The sequence below is a fragment of the Streptomyces sp. NPDC087263 genome, from assembly GCF_044744645.1.
GTDB lineage: Bacteria > Actinomycetota > Actinomycetes > Streptomycetales > Streptomycetaceae > Streptomyces.
Map to the genome: position 1 here is coordinate 477,218 of NZ_JBIUYT010000005.1, position 18,901 is coordinate 496,118.

13 protein-coding genes and 2 pseudogenes are annotated in these 18,901 nt (G+C 70.4%); 5 read left to right on the forward strand and 10 right to left on the reverse strand.

The window, feature by feature from the left end:
* Window positions 1–223 precede the first annotated feature (223 nt).
* A complete protein-coding gene (locus ACIPC1_RS19270; protein WP_402518460.1) occupies window positions 224–1,366 on the forward strand; it encodes an aminoglycoside phosphotransferase family protein in 1,143 nt (380 codons plus the stop codon).
* A 492-nt stretch (window positions 1,367–1,858) separates the two neighbouring features.
* Window positions 1,859–3,838: an N-acetylmuramoyl-L-alanine amidase gene (locus ACIPC1_RS19275; RefSeq protein WP_402518463.1), complete on the forward strand. Its 1,980-nt coding sequence runs from the start codon at window positions 1,859–1,861 to the stop codon at window positions 3,836–3,838.
* 39 nt (window positions 3,839–3,877) lie between these two features.
* Here the strand turns inward: ACIPC1_RS19275 and ACIPC1_RS19280 are convergent, their stop codons facing one another.
* From ACIPC1_RS19280 to ACIPC1_RS19310, 7 genes are all read right to left on the reverse strand, one after another.
* A complete protein-coding gene (locus tag ACIPC1_RS19280; protein ID WP_402518467.1) occupies window positions 3,878–4,375 on the reverse strand; it encodes a hypothetical protein in 498 nt (165 codons plus the stop codon).
* 81 nt (window positions 4,376–4,456) lie between these two features.
* The gene (locus tag ACIPC1_RS19285) at window positions 4,457–7,348 is read right to left on the reverse strand and encodes an ATP-binding protein (protein ID WP_402518470.1); all 2,892 of its coding nucleotides are present in this window, start codon (window positions 7,346–7,348) and stop codon (window positions 4,457–4,459) included.
* A gap of 269 nt (window positions 7,349–7,617) precedes the next feature.
* A complete protein-coding gene (locus ACIPC1_RS19290; RefSeq protein WP_384376807.1) occupies window positions 7,618–7,860 on the reverse strand; it encodes a DUF397 domain-containing protein in 243 nt (80 codons plus the stop codon).
* Window positions 7,861–7,943: 83 nt separating this feature from the next.
* On the reverse strand, window positions 7,944–9,110 hold the full coding sequence (locus tag ACIPC1_RS19295; protein WP_402518472.1) for a thiolase domain-containing protein: 1,167 nt from the start codon (window positions 9,108–9,110) through the stop codon (window positions 7,944–7,946).
* Complete coding sequence (locus tag ACIPC1_RS19300) at window positions 9,107–10,156, reverse strand: thiolase domain-containing protein (RefSeq protein ID WP_402518475.1); 1,050 nt, start codon at window positions 10,154–10,156, stop codon at window positions 9,107–9,109. Before ACIPC1_RS19300 ends, ACIPC1_RS19295 begins: the two co-directional genes overlap by 4 nt.
* Window positions 10,153–11,109: a Zn-ribbon domain-containing OB-fold protein gene (locus ACIPC1_RS19305; RefSeq protein WP_402518477.1), complete on the reverse strand. Its 957-nt coding sequence runs from the start codon at window positions 11,107–11,109 to the stop codon at window positions 10,153–10,155. Before ACIPC1_RS19305 ends, ACIPC1_RS19300 begins: the two co-directional genes overlap by 4 nt.
* 45 nt (window positions 11,110–11,154) lie before the next feature.
* Complete coding sequence (locus tag ACIPC1_RS19310; protein WP_384376819.1) at window positions 11,155–11,955, reverse strand: crotonase/enoyl-CoA hydratase family protein; 801 nt, start codon at window positions 11,953–11,955, stop codon at window positions 11,155–11,157.
* Window positions 11,956–12,273: 318 nt separating this feature from the next.
* Between ACIPC1_RS19310 and ACIPC1_RS19315 the strand changes: the two genes are divergently transcribed.
* A complete protein-coding gene (locus tag ACIPC1_RS19315) occupies window positions 12,274–13,893 on the forward strand; it encodes an acyl-CoA synthetase (RefSeq protein WP_402518479.1) in 1,620 nt (539 codons plus the stop codon).
* 80 nt (window positions 13,894–13,973) lie between these two features.
* Here the strand turns inward: ACIPC1_RS19315 and ACIPC1_RS19320 are convergent.
* Window positions 13,974–14,944, reverse strand: a pseudogene (locus ACIPC1_RS19320) (transposase).
* Between the two features lie 58 nt (window positions 14,945–15,002).
* Window positions 15,003–15,464 carry a GNAT family N-acetyltransferase gene (locus ACIPC1_RS19325; RefSeq protein ID WP_402518482.1) on the reverse strand — a complete coding sequence of 154 codons (462 nt, stop codon included), beginning with the start codon at window positions 15,462–15,464 and terminating at the stop codon, window positions 15,003–15,005.
* Window positions 15,465–15,611: 147 nt separating this feature from the next.
* Here ACIPC1_RS19325 and ACIPC1_RS19330 point away from each other — a divergent pair, with 147 nt between their 5' ends.
* Window positions 15,612–16,154, forward strand: a complete 543-nt coding sequence (locus ACIPC1_RS19330; protein ID WP_402518485.1) for a DUF1707 domain-containing protein — start codon at window positions 15,612–15,614, stop codon at window positions 16,152–16,154.
* Between the two features lie 371 nt (window positions 16,155–16,525).
* Window positions 16,526–17,068 (forward strand): annotated as a pseudogene (locus tag ACIPC1_RS19335) (AMP-binding protein); the annotation flags it as partial.
* Window positions 17,069–17,272: 204 nt separating this feature from the next.
* Here ACIPC1_RS19335 and ACIPC1_RS19340 read toward each other — a convergent pair.
* Window positions 17,273–18,766 carry an acyl-CoA synthetase gene (locus tag ACIPC1_RS19340; protein ID WP_402518488.1) on the reverse strand — a complete coding sequence of 498 codons (1,494 nt, stop codon included), beginning with the start codon at window positions 18,764–18,766 and terminating at the stop codon, window positions 17,273–17,275.
* Window positions 18,767–18,901 lie beyond the last annotated feature (135 nt).

Sequence of the window (18,901 nt, forward strand, 5' to 3'; positions counted from 1 at the left end):
CCAGGTTCTCGGCTGAATTGACAGTAACCGTCTGTCAGTTGCTGAGCGACTATTCGCCAGGGTTCGCCAGGGTGCGCCAGATGGTGTGCCACTGGGCATCCGGTGTCAGGTAGGAATGCGCCACCCCGACCCGGTTGTCCCAGGACATTCCCCAGGGTGCACCAGGGCAGCCGGGGCGGGTAGCGCGACATCTTGCAGGCACACGAAGGGATCTGTCTCGCCCATGTACACAGCATCGTCCTCCGTGTCCGCCCCGCCCCGGTCGTTGCACCCCCGCCCGGCGGGCAGCGGCCCCTACCTCGACCCCGCGCGTCCTTCGGCGGGCCCCGTGCTCGGGGCCGGCCGGACTCGGCGCGTTCCGGGGCTCGGCACCCAACCGCTCAGCGGGAGACTCGACTTGTCCGGCCCTCAGGGCGCGCAACTGCGCACGGCGATCGCGTCGGTGCACCGGATCTGTCCGGAGTTCGCTCCGGTCCAGGTACTGCGCCGCAGCGGACGCTCCGTACTCCTGGTCGGCACGACCGGGCGCAGCACGGCCGTCGCCAAGTGTCTACTCGACCACTCCCCGGTCTGGGCCGAGCGGATCCGGCATGAAATAGCTGCATACCGCTCGTTCGTGCGGCACCGGCCGCCGGTCCGGGTGCCCCGCCTGATTGCGGCGGACCCGGACAACTGCACCCTCGTGATCGAGCGGATGCCGGGCCGGGTGGCCGCGCTGCAGCGGCACCCGGTGGAGGCCCCGCCCCGCGCGGACATCCGGGCGGCACTGGGTGCCATCTGCCGGCTGAACGCATGGCGGCCACCGGCGGGGACGTTCAACGCCCCGATGGACTACGCGGAGCGGATCTCCCGTTTCCATGATCTGGGGCTGCTCACGGACCGGGACATGGGCGATCTGCAGAAACTGGTGCACGGCATCGCGCACTCGGCGGGGCGCCAGGGCATGGGCCAGTTCTGTCACGGCGACGCCCTCCTGTCGAACATCCTTCTCTCACCGGCCGGTCCAGTGCTGGTGGACTGGGAGCACGCGGGCTGGTATCTGCCGGGGTACGACCTCGCGACCCTGTGGGCGGTCCTCGGTGACGCTCCGGTGGCGCGGCGGCAGATCAGCCAGCTCGCGCAGTCCGCGGGACCGGCGGCACGCGACGCGTTCCTGGTGAACCTGATGCTCGTACTGACCCGGGAGATCCGCACCTACGAGACGGCCGTGCAGCGTTCGATGCACGACGCGACCCCGGCGGCACCGGGACCGGCCCATCCGGGTGCTGCGCCGTCCGGCGAGGAACAGCGGCTGCTGCTGAGGCGGCTGCACGACGACTGCCAGATGGCCCGGCGGGCCGTTCGAGCGGCGGTCGGCACTCGCTGACGGGGATGGTGGTCCGCGGTCGCGCCTTGAACAGGGGCGCACCGCGGACCTTCGTCATGTCGGGCCGGGCTCGGCTCGGGCTCGGCACGGGCACGGGCACGGCACGGGCACGGGCACGGCACGGGCACGGGCACGGCACGGGCACGGGCACGGGCACGGGCACGGCACGGGCACGGGCACGGGCACGGGCTCGGCACGGGCACGGGCACGGCACGGGCACGGGCTCGGCACGGGCACGGGCACGGCACGGGCACGGGCTCGGCACGGGCTCGGGCACGGCTCGGTTTGCGCATCCCCCAACCGGGTTATTGGTCCACGCCACTGACAGTCCGCAGGCGGCACCGTTGCCGCCACGAATTCTCGTTCGTCCCTCCCTGACATGGGAAATCGTCTGCACCTGGGCATGATTGACGAATCGTCGAAGAGCCGATAGCACTGACGCACGTTCGGCCCCGCACGCCCCACCGCGCTCGACCGTCCCAGGAGGCTGCTTTGCGAGGACCCGCCACCGACCCCAGGACCATCGCCGGACACAGACGCGCACGAAGGACCGCGGGCGCCGTCGCCTCGGCAGCGCTGCTGCTGCCACTGCTCGGCGCGGCCCCCTCCGACAACACCGCGCCGGCCTCCTCGGCACAGCTGCAGAGCGTTTTCGCCGCTGCGGCCGCCGAGTACCACGTGCCGCAGAGCGTGCTCCTGGCCGTCTCCTATCTGCAGTCCCGCTGGGACGCGCACGCCGGAGCGCCGAGCGTCAGCGGCGGCTACGGCCCCATGCACCTCACCGACGCGCGTACGGCGATCGCCCAGGCGCCGCACCACAGCGAAGGCACGGAGGACGCCCGCGGCGACAGCTCACGCCCGGCCCTGCACCCCGACACGGCGGTGCCGCAGAACTCCGAACTCCCCGCCCGCCTCAAGACCTTGACGAAGGCGGCCGAGCTCACCGGCCTCCCGGCGGAGCAGCTGCGTACGGACACGGCGGCGAACGTGGCCGGCGGTGCCGCGCTCCTCGCCGCCGCACAGCGGGACCTCGGCGAGCCGCTGAGCGGGGACGCCGCCGACTGGTACGGCGCGGTGGCACGCTTTTCGGGTGCGGACGACAGCTCGACGGCGGCGACGTACGCCGATGACGTCTACGACCTGATCCGCGGCGGCGAACAGCGCACCACGGACACCGGTCAGCGGGTCCGGCTGGCGGCCCGGCCCGGACTGAGTCCGGACACCTCGCAGCTGGGGCGAGCCGGTCTGCGTACGGTCTCCGCAGCCGGTACCGAGTGCCCGACGACCGTGTCCTGCGAGTGGATCCCGGCGCCCTACGAGGAGTTCGGCGACGGCGACTACGGAAACCACGACCTCGGCAGCCGGCCCACCTCGCAGAGCATCAAGTACATCGTCATCCATGACACGGAGGGCACCTGGAACGGTGTCCTGCAGATGGTCCAGGACCCGACCTATGTGTCGTGGAACTACACCCTTCGCTCGACCGATGGGCACATCGCCCAGCATGTGAAGGCCAAGGACGTGGCCTGGCACGCGGGCAACTGGTACGTCAACGCCAAGTCGATCGGCCTGGAGCACGAGGGTTTCCTCGCCTCGCCGGACGCCTGGTACACGGAGGAGATGTACCGTGCCTCGGCGCGGCTGGTGGTCTACCTCGCCACGAAGTACGGCATCCCGCTGGACCGGCAGCACATCCTCGGCCACGACAACGTTCCGGGCCCGACGACGTCGACCATCCCCGGCATGCACACCGACCCAGGTCCGTACTGGGACTGGCAGCACTACTTCACCCTGCTCGGCCACCCCTTCCACGCCACGGCGAAGGCCGCCGGCGGGCTGGTGACCGTGCTGCCGGACTTCACCGCGAACCGGCCCGCGTACACCGGCTGCGTCACCGCGGGCGCGCCCTGCGCCGTGCACGGTTCCAGCGAGGTGCGGCTCTTCAGCGCGGCGGACGAGAACGCGCCCCTGATCAAGGACATCGGTCTGCGACCGGGCGGCGGCGCCTCGACGATCGGCGTGAACGACATCGGCTCACGGGTCTCCACCGGTCAGCGGTACGCGGTGGCCGACCGCGACGGCGACTGGACGGCGATCTGGTACCTGGGCCAGAAGGCCTGGTTCAAGAACCCGCTCGAGCAGCCCACGGCGGTGAGTGCGTCAGGGCTCGTCATCACGCCCAGGACAGGGCTCTCGGAGATCCCCGTCTACGGCCGCGCCTACCCGGAGAAGGAGGCGTACCCGGCGGGCGTACCCGTCCAGTCGGTCTCGCCCCTGCCGTACAAGCTCCTCGCGGGCCAGGAGTACGCGGTCGGTGACAAGGTGCCGGGCGAGTACTTCTACGCGCCCACGTTCGACACGGCACCGCACAAGGTCGTGATCGGCAAGGACATGTACTACGAGATCCAGTTCGGGCATCGGGTGGCGTTCGTGCGCGCCGCCGACGTACGACTTCTCTCGTCGGCCTCGTAAAGACGACGGCGGGTCCGCGCGACGCGCGGACCCGGCCGCTCAGCCCTGCTGGAACAGCTCCGCCGGCAGCGGCTTGAGCAGGGCGTACAGATCGTCGGTGATGGGGCGGTCCCAGGCGGCGATGGTGACCAGCACCTTGTCGCTGCGGTCGAACTGCACGCACGAGATGCGGGTCTCGGAGAGCTTGAGGCGGCGCACGATCAGTAGGTTGTCACCCTGCATCACCGGCATGTCCTCGGTGCCGACGACGGTGACCTCCTCGTCGTTCTCCAGCGCGAGCAGCAGCTGGGCCACCTCGAAGGGGACCTCGTCCTCGGGCACGTCACGGGCCGGGGAGCCCTCCGGCAGGTTACCGATGATCATCGCGGGGCCACGGCCGCCGAACAGGTCGTAGCGCAGGAAGACGCCCTGGCAGCTGCCGTCGGGAGCGGGCAGCAGGCCCGCGCCGAGATTGCCCGGCCAGTCGCCCGGGTCCATGGCCAGAACATCGAAGTCGGGCCCGGCGGGTGTGGCGCTGCGGCGGCGGAGGAAGGACATGCCGCAATGGTACGTGCACGGGGGTGAACCGGGCCCCGGGGGCGCCCTTGCGAGCGGCCGCGTGGACGGCTGTTCCCCCGCCTATCGAGCCGTCCGCTCGCCCAGCGCGGCACCGAGCCCCGTACGCTCCGTGCCCACCTTCCGGTAGACCGCCGACAGCAGCCGTACGACGGTCGGCTCGTCGGTGTGCAGCTCCGCGGCGATCTCTGCCGGAGTGCGGCCCCGCACCGTCAGCGTGGCAGCGGTGCGCTCACGGGCGGTGAGCGTGTCCGTCTCGGTGCTGTGCAGGCGGCGAGGTCCGAGGCCGGCGGCGGTCAGCTCGTCCCGGGCCTCTTGGACGCGTCCGTCGGCGCCGCACTGCACGGCCGCGTCGAGCCCCCGGTAGAGGTGTTCGGCGGCTTCGACGGGGCGTCCGCCGCGGCGCAGTTCGGTGCCGAGCGCGATCAGGGCGCAGGCGAGTTCGTACGCGGCCGGTGAGCGCTCCAGGTGGCTCACGGACTCTTCGAGGAGTTTGACGCGGGTCGAGCCGGCGGAGACCTCGGCGGCGGCACGGAGTGCCTGTCCGATTGCCGAGGGGGCGCCGAACTGGCGGGCGCGGTTCACCGCTTCGAGTGCCGTGGCGACAGCGCGTTCCGGGGCGTCGTAGCTCTCGGCGCGGGCGAGGTGGAGCTGCCAGGGGCACCAGGCGGGGTTGCGCATACCGCGCGGGTCGAGGCGGCGCCCGGCAGCCGCCAGCTCGGCCGCGGCGTCCTTGGTGAGGCCGCGGGCGAGCAGCAGTTCGCCATGCACGGTCTGGACGTCGGGGAAGGTCACGGCTGCCGGGAAGGGCGCGCCGAAGGCATGGTCCTCGCCGGTCTGCGTGGCCTCGGTGATCCGGCCGCGGGCCAGCAGGATCTCGATGAGGACGCCGACGGCGTACCAGTGCACGGGGGTGCCGGGCCCGACGCGCTCGGCGAGCCTGAGGCCGGCCCTGGCGAAGTCCTCGGCCTCGGTGAGGCGACCGCGGCGGTAGCGGACGTACGCGAGGAGGGTGTAGCCGAAGGAGAGATGGGCGCCGTGCCAGCCCTGGGACTCGAAGTCGGCGATCCCGGTGGCGAACAGCTCCTCGGTGCGTCCCGGCCGGTCCGCGAACATGAAGGTGAGGGCGACCAGGACGGGCACCTCGAAGCCGCGGTCGGCCTCGGCCCAGCCGAGTCCTCCGGCGAGGGCGCGTTCGGCGTGGTGGAGGGCGACGGCGGCGGGTTCGCCGCGCAGGGTGGCGTCCCAGGCGCGCAGACCGATGACATAGCGCTCGGTGAGATCGTGGCCGGTCAGCCGGTCGGCGAGGCGGGCCAGGCGGCGCGAGCGGGCGGGTGAGTCGGGTTCGTCGGCGCGGAAGGCGTCCCACATGAACTGCTCGGACTGCAGGCGCAGCCGCACCCGGGCGTCGCCGGTCACGGGGATCTCGCGGGCGAGCGTCTCGGACGCCTCGGCGAGGCGGTCACTGTGCGCCAGGACCTGGGAGAGGCGGTAGACGATGTTGTGGCGCAACTCCGGTTCGTGGATGGGCTCTTCGAGTGCGGCGCGCAGGTGGTTGACCGTGGTCGCCGGTTCGGTGAGCAGGGAGGCGCAGCCCAGTTCGTAGAGCACCGCTGCGCGGTCCTCGAAGGGGGGCGGTTCGCGCAGGGCGCGGGCGAGGTAGCGGCGGGCTGCGTCGGGGGCGCCCGCGCGGAGGTTCTCGCGGGCGGCGGCGCGCAGTTGCTGAACGACCCAGTTGTCGCCGTCGGGGTGGGTCTCCATGAGGTGCCGCGCGGCGGCCGACGGGCCGAGCCCTTCGTCGACGACACACCAGGCAGCCTGTCCGTGCAGGGCCACGCGGACGCCGCCGGGGATCGCGCGGTAGACGGCGGTGGCGATGAGCGGGTGCACGAACTCCAGGGTGTCGGCGCCGGTGAGGATGCGGGCGCCGCGCAGGGCGTCGGCCGCGTCGGCGGCTTCCTCGGAGCCGAGGCCGGCAACGGCGGCGGCGAGCGTCGGATGGATCTCGGTGCCGAGGACCGCGCAGGCCCAGGCGAACCGCACGGTCGAGGTGCCGAGCCGTTCCAGGCGGGCGATCAAGCCGCTGCCCTTGACGGCGGCCGCCAGGTCGCGCAGCAGATGTGCCCCGGCCTCGGTCGGGGCGAGCCCGCGGTCGCGTACCTTCGCGGTCAGTTCGACCGCCTCGAACGGATTGCCCGCGGTGACCGCCCAGCATTCGCGGCAGAACGCGTCGTCGGCCTGGGCGCCGAGATTCTCCCGTACGAGATGGGCGACGGCCGCGGCGCTGAGGGGTTCGAGGCCGAGGGGGCGCTGGCCCGCGCGACCGGGCAGTCCCCTGAACGCCTCGGCGTGCTTGGGGAGTTCCTCGGGCCGGTAGGCGACGACAAGGAGCAGCGGCAGTTCCTCCGCGCGCGGCGCGAACGCGGCGAGCCAGCTGAGTGATTCAGGGTCGGCCCAGTGCGCGTCGTCGAGGACGAGCACCATCGGCGCGCGCTGCACGGCGAGGTGGGTCAGCACCCAGTCGAGTCCGTCACGCAGGCCCTGCTGGTCGGGCGGGGCGCCCTCGGCCGGCGCGCACAGTCCCAGTGCCGGGCCGACGATCGCGTACCAACTCCCCAGGGAGGCACGGATCTCGGACTCCGCGGCCCCGGCGAGCTGCGGTTGCAGCAGCTGGCGGGCGACATGGAAGGCGACGCGCTGCTCCTGGTCGCCGCCGCGCGCGGACAGTACGGTGCAGCCTCTGACCGCGGCGCGGCGGCGGACCTCGGCGAGAAGCGTCGTCTTGCCCAGTCCGGCGCGTGCCGCGAAGGCGAGGAGAGTGCCACGGGGGCGCTCCGGCGGTTCGACGCCGTCGCCGCGCAGCCCGGTGAGCTCGCTCAACGCCTCCTCGGCCGCGGCGAGTTCACTCTCCCGTTCGAAGAGCGTCCTTCTGCTCCGTGCGTTGCTCCGGCCCATGGTGCACCCCCTGCCACGGTGGTACAGCCGGCGCGGGGAGCAGGTGCACACCGTGGCCTACAGGCATCTCAGCGTACGCCGGGAGCGGTCCGGTGGGCTCCTGTTCGACCACAGTCGAGCGCCCTCACATCGCGTCGGAACACCCTCTCGGTCGGCCTTGCAGGATGACGATCTCGGTGCCGCCGACGTCGAACTCGCCGCGTGCGGCGGCCATCCACCCCTCCTGTCCTGAGGAGGAGGGGAGGATCACCTCCGTAGCGGCAGGGAGCTCAGGTCAGGTCGAACTCACCCTCCCGGGCGCCCGACACGAACGCGCCCCACTCCGCCGGCGTGAAGATCAAGGAAGGACTCTCGGGTCGGCCGCTGTTGCGCATCGCGATGAAGCCCTCGACAAAAGCGATCTGGACGTCTCCCCGCCCTCGGCTGCTGGAATGCCACTCGGCCCTGCTGAGGTCCAGCTCCGGCTTGTCCCAGCCCGCGAGCGGGTGCTGCTCAATGGTGCTTTCGGCCACGTCCCTGCTCCTCCCGGTTCGTCGTCCGCGGCCAGCCTAGCGATCGGTTCGGGCGGCGGACAGGCCACGTGAGGGGGACGGTTTCAGGAGGCGGGTGGCGCGGCCCCGACCAGCCACATCGAGAAGAACTGGGATCCGCCGCCGTAGGCGTGCCCCAGCACCCGGCGCGCCCCGTCTACCTGGTGATCTCCCGCCTGCCCGCGTACCTGAAGTGCCGCCTCGGCGAAGCGGATCATGCCCGAGGCGCCGATCGGATTGGTGGAGAGCACCCCGCCCGACATGTTGACGGGCAGGTCCCCGTCAAGCTCCGTCACCCCCGCCTCGGTGAGCTTCCAGCCCTCGCCCTCCTCGGCGAAACCGAGGTTCTCCAGCCACATGGGCTCGTACCAGGAGAACGGTACGTACATCTCGACGGCGTCGATGTCACGGCGCGGGTCGGCGATGCCGGCCTGCCGGTACACGTCGGCCGCGCAGTCCTTGCCCGCCTGCGGCGACACGAAGTCCTTGCCCGCGAACATGGTCGGCTCGCTGCGCATCGCGCCGCCGTGCAGCCACGCGGGCGGCCGGGGCGAACGGGCGGCCCCCGCCCGGTCGGTGAGGATCATCGCGCACGCCCCGTCCGAGGACGGGCAGGTCTCCGAGTACCGGACCGGGTCCCACAGCATGGGCGAGGCCTGGACCTTCTCCAGCGTGATGTCGTGCTCGTGCAGGTGCGCGTACGGGTTCTTCAGCGCGTTGCGGCGGTCCTTGTACGCGACCAGCGAGCCGACCGTGTCGGGCGCGCCCGTGCGCCGCATGTACGCGCGTATGTGCGGCGCGAAGAAGCCGCCCGCCCCGGCGAGCAGCGGCTGGGTGAAGGGGATCGGGAGCGACAGACCCCACATGGCGTTCGACTCGGACTGCTTCTCGTAGGCCAGGGTCAGGACGGTGCCGTGGACGCGCCCGGCGATCAGGTTGGTGGCGACGAGTGCCGTCGATCCGCCGACCGAACCCGCCGTGTGCACCCGGAGCATCGGTTTGCCGACGGCGCCGAGCGCGTCGGCGAGATACAGCTCCGGCATCATGACGCCCTCGAAGAAGTCGGGCGCCTTGCCGATGACGACCGCGTCGATGTCGGCCCACGTCAACTCGGCGTCCGCCAGCGCTCGTTGGGCGGCCTCGCGGACCAGTCCCGCGATCGACACATCTCGTCGCGCGGCCACATGCTTGGTCTGGCCGATGCCTACGACGGCCACGGGCTCCTTGCTCATCGGGCCTCACCTTCCAGTACGGCGACCAGGTTCTGCTGGAGGCACGGGCCCGAAGTGGCGTGGGCCAGCGCCCGGTCGGACTCGCCGCGGTGGATACGGGCGGCGGCCTCGCCGATGCGGATGAGCCCCGTCGCCATCACCGGGTTGGCGGCGAGCGCGCCTCCGGAGGGGTTGACGTCCACGTCGTCCCCGAGGCGCAGTGCCTTGCGCAGGACGACCTCCTGCGAGGTGAAGGGTGCGTGCAACTCGGCAGTGTCCACGGGGCGTTCGAAGGCGCCGGCCCGCTCTCCCGCGAGGCGCGTGGACGGCGAGTCGGTCAGGTCACGCACGCCGAGGCTGTGCGCCTCGATGCGGTGGTCGATGCCCCGGATCCACGCGGGCCGCGGGCACAGCTCCCTGGCCCGCTCCCCCGCCGCGAGGATCACGGCGGCGACCCCGTCACCGATGGGCGGGCAGTCGCCGGTGCGCAGCGGACGTACGACGTACTCCCCCTGAGGCACCGAACCCCGGAGCTGGGCATGGAAGTTGGCGGATGCCGAGGCGCGGCTGCGGGAGGCCACCGCGGTGAGCGCGGGTTCGTCGGTCTCGCCCGCGTCGATGAGCGCCTGTGCCTGCAGCGCCGCGAGTGCGACGGAGTCCGGCCACAGCGGTGCCAGGTAGTACGGGTCGAGCTGCCGGGTCAGGACGTCCCGTACGGAGCCGGGTGACGACTTGCCGTGCGCGTAGACGAGTGCGGTGTCGGCGTCCCCTGTCAGCAGTTTGGTCCAAGCCTCGTACAGCGCCCACGCGCCGTCCATCTCCACGTGCGACTCGGAGATCGGCGGCCAGGCGCCCACCCCGTCGAGTGCCATGGTGAAGGAGAAGGCGCGACCCGCGAGATAGTCCGTGGATCCGGAGCAGGTGAAACCGATGTCGCTGGTCTTCAGCCCCGTCTGGTCGAGTACGTCGTGCAGGACCGGGATGAGCATCTCCACCTCGGAGTGCTCGTCGCTGGTGCGCCGGTGGTCGCTCTGCGCGAAGGCGACCACGGCAATCTCACGCGTCACAGCAGCTCCTTGTACATCTCGTAGTCCGCGTCCGGTTCGCCGTTGGGCCGGTAGTGATCGGGGTAGCGGCCGCCCTCCGTCCACACCGGCTCGACCCGCAGGCCCATGCGTACCTGGTCGTAGGGGATGCCGCCGATACGGCCGTGCAGGGCGAGGTCGGCGCCGTCGAGGGCGATGTGCGCGTAGACGTACGGCACCTCGATGTCGAGATTCGCCGTGTGACCAGCCTTGATGTTGACGATGCAGTACGTGGTGACCGTGCCGCCCGGGCCTACTTCCACCTGCTCGGATGTGGCCACGCCACATGTGGGGCAGGCACCCCTGGGCGGGACGTACACCTTGCGGCAGGACGGACAGCGCTCGCCGACGGTCCGCCGCTCGGAGAGGGCGCTGATGTAGGCCGACTGGGCGCGCCCGGGCGAGTAGACGTAGTCGAGGCGGGCGGGGGCGACGATTCCGGTCACCATGTCGTCGAAGCGGCCGTCGTGCGCCGGCCCGGTCGGCTGCCCCGGGTCGCCGTCGTACGGCTCAAAACAGGCGATGTCCGTGATGGCGCCGGAGCGTTCCTCGGCCCAGCGGACGCGGACGCGCATTCCCGTGCGTACGGCGTCGGGGCCGGGGGCGTCGAGTGCGTGCAGGAGGCCGGTGTCGGCGCCGTCGAGCCGGACCAGGACCCAGGCGAACGGGGTGTCGAGGGGCTGGCCGCGGCGGGGTGCGTGGTTCCAGGCCCAAGTGGTGACGGTGCCGGTGGGGGCGACCTCCACGAGCTCGCGTATCTCCTCGGCGGTGACGGGGTCGTACTCGACGGGCGGTACGAGGGTGCGGCCGTCGCCGGTCCGTACGCCGAGGACGACGCGCTCGCGCAGGCCGGTGAGGAACGCGCTCTGGACGGGCCCGAGCGAGCGGGTGAAAGGGAACTCGACGACGAGAGGGGCTTTGAGGACTTCGGGCATCCCGGATCTCTCCTTCGGAGGTCGGGCGCGTGTCTCCTTCGGAGATCAGGCGCGCCGGTAGACGGGCGGGCGCTTTTCGGCGAAGGCCCGGGAGCCCTCCTTGGCGTCGGCGGTGTCGAAGAGCGGCCAGCCGCGCGCCAGTTCGGCGGCGAGTCCGTCGGCCTCGGTCATCTCGGCGCTCTCGTACACGGACGCCTTGACGGCCTCGACGGCCAGCGGGCCGCAGTCGTTGATCTGCTCGGCGACCGCGAGGGCCTTGTCGAGGGCGGTCCCGTCGGGGACGACATGACCGATCAGACCGATGTCGGCGGCCTCCCGCGCCGTGTACGGGCGGCCCGTGAGCAGCATTTCGAGGGCGTGGGTGCGCGGGATCTGGCGCTGGAGGCGGACGGTGGAGCCGCCGATCGGGAAGAGTCCGCGCCGTACCTCGAAGAGCCCGAAGGTCGCGGACCGGCCGGCGACCCGGATGTCGGTGCCCTGGAGGATCTCGGTGCCGCCCGCGACGCAGTGCCCTTCGACGGCGGCGATCACCGGCTTGCGGGGGCGGTGGTGGCGGAGCATCGCCTTCCAGTGCAGATCCGGGTCCGCCTTGAGCCGGTCCCGGTACTCCGAGCCTTCCATGCCCCTGCCGGCCAGCGCCTTGAGATCCATCCCGGCGCAGAAGGCACCTCCCGCGCCGGTGAGCACGATCGAGCGGATCGCGTCGTCCTCGTCGGCCTCGATCCAGCCGTCGTACAGACCGACCAGCATCGGCAGTGAGAGCGCGTTCTTGGCCTCGGGCCTGTTGAGCGTGAGCACCAGCGTGGCGCCTTCGCGCTGCACGGTGAGGTGTTCCGTCCCGCCCATGGGTTCCTCCCGTCTCGGACCGTTCTGGCCGCCTCGGACCGTCCCGGCCGCCTCGGACCGTCGTGGCCGTCCTGGCCGTCCTGGACCGCATCTAGCCATGGCGACCGTCTCGGGCCATTGCGACCGTCTCGGATGCGAGAACAGGGTGCAGGAGACGCGGGGCGGGTACAAGGGTTTTCTGACAGGTAGTCAGATTACTTGTGCGCGGCCCCTTCACAGTTGGGTCCCGCTTTGCTCTGATGACCGTCGAGCCGATGGCGCCCAGCTGATGGCGTCGCACCGATGGGCAGCCACGATCGTCCGGGGTCAGGAGGAGCGGTGGAGTACAACCTTGCCGACCTGTTCGAGTCGGTCGTCGACGTGGTCCCCGACCGCGAGGCGCTTGTGTACATCGACCACCCCGGCACCGGCGCCGAACGCCGGCTGACGTACGCGCAGTTGGACGCGGCCGCGAACCGCGTTGCGCACCACCTGATCGACAGCGGCGTTCGCCCCGGCGAGCACCTCGGGCTGCACCTCTACAACGGCGTCGAGTATCTACAGACCGTACTCGGCTGCCTGAAGGCACGGGTCGTTCCGGTCAACGTCAACTACCGCTACGTGGAAGAGGAATTGGCCTACCTCTATCAGGACGCGGATCTGGTGGCCCTGGTCTTCGACGCGGAGTTCACGGAGCGGGTGGCGGCGGCACTGCCACGGGCTCCGGCCCTGCGCCATCTCGTACGGGTGGGAACGCCCGCCCCCGATGCCGCCGCCGTGCCCGCCGTCGAATTCACCGACGCCGAGAGCACCGGATCCCCGGAGCGCGGGTTCCCGCAGCGCTCGGCGGACGACCAGTTCATCATCTACACCGGTGGCACGACCGGGATGCCCAAGGGAGTGATGTGGCGTCAGGAGGACCTGTTCTTCTCCGGGTTGGGTGGAGGCGCTCCGACGGGTGAGCCGGTCAGGAGTCCGGAGGAACTGGCCCAGCGCGTCGCGGCCGGCGGCGAGGGCATCACCTTCTTCCCCACTCCCCCGCTGATGCACGGCACTTCGACCCTCACGGCCTTCATCGGCTTCAACTTCGGCCAACGCATCGTGATCCACCGCAAGTTCGTGCCGGAGGAGGTACTGCGCACGATCGAGAAGGAGCAGGTCACCAGCGTGTCGCTGGTCGGCGACGCGATGCTCCGGCCACTGATCGACGCGCTCAACGGGCCCTCGAAGGGCACCGACTGCTCCTCCATGTTCAGCGTGTCCTCGTCCGGTGCGGTCATGTCGGAGACGGTGCGCGAGCAGTTCCAGGCGCTCGTCCCGAACGTGATGCTGCTCAACAACTTCGGCTCATCGGAGTCCGGCTTCAACGGCACGGCCACGGCGGACTCGGGCCCGGAGCGAGGATTCCGGGTGCGCGTGAACTCCCGTACACAGGTGGTCGATCCGGCCACCTACGAACCGATCGCCGTGGGCGAGCCGGGCCGCATCGCACAGCGCGGTCATGTGCCCCTCGGCTACTACAACGACCCGAAGAAGACCGCCGAGACCTTCTTCCAGAAGGACGGCGCACGCTGGGTGCTCCTCGGCGACATGGCCACGGTCGACGAGGAGGGCATCGTCACCGTCCTCGGCCGCGGCTCCCAGTGCATCAACACCGGCGGCGAGAAGGTCTATCCGGAAGAGGTCGAACAGGCCCTCAAGTCCCATCCCGACGTCTACGACGCCGTCGTCGCCGGAGTGCCCGACGAGAAGTGGGGCAATCACGTGGCGGCGGTGGTCCAGCTCCGCGGCGGCGCTGCCCAGTTGTCCCTGGACGACATCCAGACCCACTGCCGCTCCCACCTCGCGGGCTACAAGATCCCACGTCAGCTCGTCCTCACGGAGACCATTCAGCGGTCGCCCAGCGGGAAGGCGGACTATCGGTGGGCTCGGTCGGTGGCGGCGGAGGCGGCTCGCTGAGGGCTCCCGGTACACCGCACACCCGTCCGCCTCACCGCCAAGCGGCTAGATGAATGAGTCCGAGGGCTGTCGTCGCGGGGTCAGTGATCGAAGGCGATCAGTGACCGCTTGACGGGCTGCCCGGTCTTGTCGTTGTGCCAGACGGCTGCGGTCAGCGCGAGGCTCCGACTCAGAATCCGGACTGCGACGCCGGCCGGACTCCTGCCGCCGTGTCGCTCCAGGTCGAGCTGGCCTTTGAGGGTCTGGTTGATCGACTCGATGGTCTGCCGTAGCGGCTTGAACAGGTGCGAGCCGACCCGTTCGGATTCGCCCTTGCGCGTCGGCCGCAGCAGGACCAGGTCACGTTCGGTGAGATCTCGCTCGAACTCGCGGCCGTGGTAGTTCTTGTCGCCGATGATCGTCTGGTCGGCATGGGTGCCGTCACGTCCGGTGCGGCGTCGAGCATGTCGCGTAGCGTTTCGCGCTCATCGGCCTTCGCGCCGGTGAGCGCGAACAGCACAGGCAGCCCGCTGAGCGTGCACACCATGCGCGGTCGCAGACCCCGGAAGTACCGGGAATGCGACGCGCAGGAGCCGTACTGGGCCCAGCCTGCCAGGTCCGAGCGCGTGGCTGTCTCCCGCGAGCAGCCGCAGCCAACGGTGACCCAGGTGGAGGACGACCGGGGGCCCTGGTAGCGGTGGGCGGCCCCCGGGTCCGGGCGTGGAGTCGACCACCCACACGTCGTCGTTCCCCAAGACGGTGTCGGTGGCCAGCATCCGGATCACGGCCGTCATCAGGCCGGATGCGGCGCGCAGTCGCTTGTTGTAGCCCGACTGCTGAGGCAGATACGGGAAGAGGTGGCGAAGTCCCGCCCGGCCCTGCGCAGCCGGCGCCGCTCGGAAGTGCATCCGAGCAGCGCCGACATTACCGCCAAAGTGACCAGCTCGACATCGCTGATCGTCGGCGCGATCCCGACCGCCGGACGCCACGGGGCCGGCTCCGGGAAGTCCTTCAGCGCATCATCGATCTTGACGTAGAGCGCCGTTGGGAGAGTGTCCAGGTTGTTCGTCACAAAACGATCATGGATGCTCTCGCGTCATGTCCGCAGGCAATCTCATGGACTCATTCATCTACAGCGCGAGACGCACGATGACCTCGCCGTTGCCGTCCAGATCGCCGGTAGGCACGAACCCGAGCCGCTGGTAGAACCCGGCCGGCCCGCCGTCCAGCGGTACGTAGCTGGTCAACAGCTCGGACGCACCCTCGGCTCGGACGAGATGCGCGACCTGTCGCAGAGCCTCAGCACCGTAGCCGCGGCCCTGATATCCCCGGTCGACGAGGAGCTTCCACAGGAACCACGGGCCGATGACGTCCGGGGGCTGTGGCTCCACGTTCCAACTCAGCATCACGAACCCGACCAGCTCCTCGTCGGCGTAGACAGCCCGGTACCACGGTTGCGCGTGGGGAAACTTCGCGGCATCCGCCAACGCGTCGCGCACCGACCCGACGAACCTCTCCTGCTCCGCCTCCACGCGAAGTGCCAGGGCGGCATCGCGGTTGTCGTCGGTGATCTCGCGAAGAGAAACAATCACGGCAACCAGCCTATCCACACCAGCATCGCCGGTCATTGGTATGACGGACGAAATCTGCGGCTGCCGGCACCACGAGCCATCATCCGGAATGGTCACCTCGCACCTCAACGCAAGGATCCCTTGGACTCAACCGGCTAGTGTGAAACGGTGAGTTCGCAGCCGGAAAAGCCGCCGACGCCGATCAGTGACGACGACCGCGACACGGCCGTGCGGCGCGTACAGCAGGGGTACGCCGAGGGCCACCTCTCGCACGAGGAGATGGACGAGCGCCTGCACCAGGCACTCACCGCCAAGACGCACGGCGAGCTGGTGTCGGCTCTGTCCTCGCTCCCGGAGGAGCCCGCGGAGAGTACGTCGGTGATTGCCGCCGCAGGCGGACGGATCCGGCGGCGCGGCGCCTGGCGGGTACCTCGGACCCTCAAGGTCGAGTCCGCCTTCGGCCGAGTGCGTCTGGACCTGTCCCGGGCGGTCATCGAGCATCCGGTGGTCGACATCGAGCTGCAGCTCGGCACCGGAGGGGCCAGGATCACGGTGCCGCGTGACGCGACCGTCGAAGTCGGAGAACTGCACACCGGGTGGAAGGACTGGCGCTACAAGGTCCCGCGCCGCTCACACCCCGCCGGACCGACGATCCGGATCTCCGGGTCCATGGGGTTCGGACGGCTCAAGATCCGCCACGCACGGCGATGACGATGCGGATGCCGGCGTCGCGCCATCGACCATAGACAGGCGAACCCGGCGAACCCGCGGATCACAGCAGGCACGGGAGCTCAGGTCACGGAGATCCGGATCGTCGGCCCGGCCGGGCCTGCTCGAAGCGGGCGGGCGGCTCGACCCGGAGGGCGTGCGAACGCTCCAGCTGGAGCGGCTGCGGGCATCGCTGCCGTACGCGTACGAGAACGTTCCCTTCTACCGGGAGTCCTTCGACAAGGCCGGCGTACACCCGGACGGCTACCGCACGCTCGCCGACCTCGCGCGGTTCCCGTTCACCGTGAAGGCGAACCTGCGCGAGAACTACCCGTACGGGATGTTCGCCGTGCCCTCAGGACGAGATCAGGCGCATTCACGCGTCGAGCGGCACCACCGGACGCCCCACGGTCGTCGGCTACACGGAAGGCGACCTGTCCATGTGGGCCGACATGGTGGCCCGTTCGATCCGGGGGAGGGCGGGTGGACGGCCCGGCGACAAGGTGCATGTGGCGTACGGCTATGGGTTGTTCACCCGTGGGCTCGGCGCACACTACGGCGCCGAACGGCTCGGCTGTACGGTCATCCCCGCCTCCGGGGGGCATGACGGCACGCCAGGTCCAGCTGATCCAGGACCTGAAACCGAGATCATCATGGTGACCCCCTCGTACCTGCTGACGCTTCCCGACGAGGTCGAGCGGCAGGGCGTCGACCCGCGGGAGACGTCGCTGCGCGTGGGCATCTTCGGGGCCGAGCCGTGGACGGAGGAGATGCGGCGCGAGATCGAGGAGCGGTTCGCGATCGACGCGGTGGACATCTACGGGCTGACGGAGGTGATCGGCCCGGGCGTCGCGCAGGAGTGCGTGGAGACCAAGGACGGTCTGCGCATCTGGGAGGACCACTTCTTCCCCGAAGTCGTCGACCCGTTCACCGGCGAGCTGCTGCCGGACGGCGAGGAGGGCGAGCTGGTGTTCACCTCGCTCACCAAGGAGGCGATGCCCGTCGTCCGCTACCGGACACGGGGCCTGACGCGCCTGCTGCCCGGTACCGCGCGCGTCTTGCGCCGGATGGAGAAGATCACGGGCCGCAGCGACGACAGGACCTGGGCCGGAGCCCGGATCTCAGGCGAACCGCTCCCGCAGCTCCCGCTTGAGGATCTTCCCGCTCGCGTTGCGCGGCAGCTCGTCCACGAACAGCACCCGCTTGGGTGCCTTGAAGTGGGCGAGCTTCTCCCGTGCGTGTGCGACGAGTTCGGCCTCGGTGACCTCGCCGCGGGGAACGACGACGGCGGTGACGGCCTCGATCCAGCGGTCGTCCGGGAGGCCGATGACCGCCACTTCGGCGACCCCCTCGTGCGTGTACAACGCGTCCTCGACCTGGCGTGAGGCGATGACCACGCCACCGGAGTTGATGACGTCCTTCACCCGGTCGACGACGGTGAAGTACCCGTGGGCGTCCCGCACGGCGAGGTCCCCGGAGTGGAACCAGCCGTCGCGAAAGGCCTCGGCCGTCTCTTCCGGCTTGTCCCAGTACCCCTCGCACAACTGCGGTGATCGGTAGACGACTTCACCCTGCGTCCCGTCGGGGACCTCCTTGCCGTTCTCGTCGACCACCTTCGCGTTCACGAACAGGACCGGGCGTCCGCAGGAGTCCATCCGCCCCTTGTGCTCGTCCGGCGCGAGGACCGTGGCCAGCGGGCCGATCTCGCTCTGCCCGAAGCAGTTGTAGAAGGCCAGCTTCGGCAGCCGTTCGCGCAGCCGCTGCAGTACGGGCACCGGCATGATCGACGCGCCGTAGTACGCCTTGCGCAGTCCGCTCAGGTCGCGGGCCGCGAAGTCGGGACGGTTCGACAGACCGATCCACACGGTGGGCGGGGCGAAGAGGCTGTCCGCGCGGCCGGTCTCGATCAGCTCGAAGATCTGGTCCGCGTCGGGCGCGTCGATGATGAGGTTCGTCGCGCCGACCGCGAGGTACGGCAGCAGGAACACGTGCATCTGTGCCGAGTGGTAGAGCGGCAGCGCGTGCACGGGCCGGTCCCCCGGGCTCAGGTCCAGGGCCGCGATGGCGCTCAGGTACTCGTGCACCAGGGCGCGGTGCGTCATCATCGCGCCCTTGGGGAGAGCGGTGGTGCCGGACGTGTAGAGCAACTGCACGAGCATCTGGGTCCGCGACTCGGCACCCTCGTACACGGGCGCCGCGTCCAGCCGCGCGAGCAGTGAGTCGTCCGCGTCCCGCAGCGGCAACGTACGTACTCCCTGTGGGAGTTGGGCGGCAAGGTCCGGGTCGGTCAGGACCAGGGAACTGCCGGACTGGCCGACGATGTACGCGAGGTCGTCGCCGGTCAGGTTCTGGTTGACCGGCACGTGGACGAGTCCCGCGCGGGCGCAGGCGAGGAAGCCGATCAGGTACGCGTCCGAGTTGTGGCCGTAGGCGCCGACTCGGTCGCCGGGGGTGAGCCCCTGTTCCAGCAGCACGCTCGCCGCGCGGGACACGGCGTCGTCGAGTTCCGCGTACGTCCAGGAGCGCTCGCGGTACTCGACCGCGACGCGGGCCGGGACACGCCGGGCGCTGCCCTTCAGCACTCCGTCAACCGTGCTGCCGTGTTCAGGCGTCATGACACATGATCCTCGTTGCCCCGCATGAAGGAGGTCAAGCCGGGCGCACGGTGACGGGAACGGACAGCCTGATCACTTCACCCGGCACAAACCCCTAGAAACGCTCAACCGCCCCTTCCCTCAACGATGTTGGGA

Bases quoted from the DNA above. Each gene is read 5' to 3' on its own strand.
- ACIPC1_RS19270 (WP_402518460.1), top strand. From the start codon at position 224: ATGTACACAGCATCGTCCTCCGTGTCCGCCCCGCCCCGGTCGTTGCAC.
- ACIPC1_RS19280 (WP_402518467.1), bottom strand. From the start codon at position 4,375: ATGTCCTTCCTCCGCCGCCGCAGCGCCACACCCGCCGGGCCCGACTTC.
- ACIPC1_RS19285 (WP_402518470.1), bottom strand. From the start codon at position 7,348: ATGGGCCGGAGCAACGCACGGAGCAGAAGGACGCTCTTCGAACGGGAG.
- ACIPC1_RS19295 (WP_402518472.1), bottom strand. From the start codon at position 9,110: ATGAGCAAGGAGCCCGTGGCCGTCGTAGGCATCGGCCAGACCAAGCAT.
- ACIPC1_RS19305 (WP_402518477.1), bottom strand. From the start codon at position 11,109: ATGCCCGAAGTCCTCAAAGCCCCTCTCGTCGTCGAGTTCCCTTTCACC.
- ACIPC1_RS19310 (WP_384376819.1), bottom strand. From the start codon at position 11,955: ATGGGCGGGACGGAACACCTCACCGTGCAGCGCGAAGGCGCCACGCTG.
- ACIPC1_RS19340 (WP_402518488.1), bottom strand. From the start codon at position 18,766: ATGACGCCTGAACACGGCAGCACGGTTGACGGAGTGCTGAAGGGCAGC.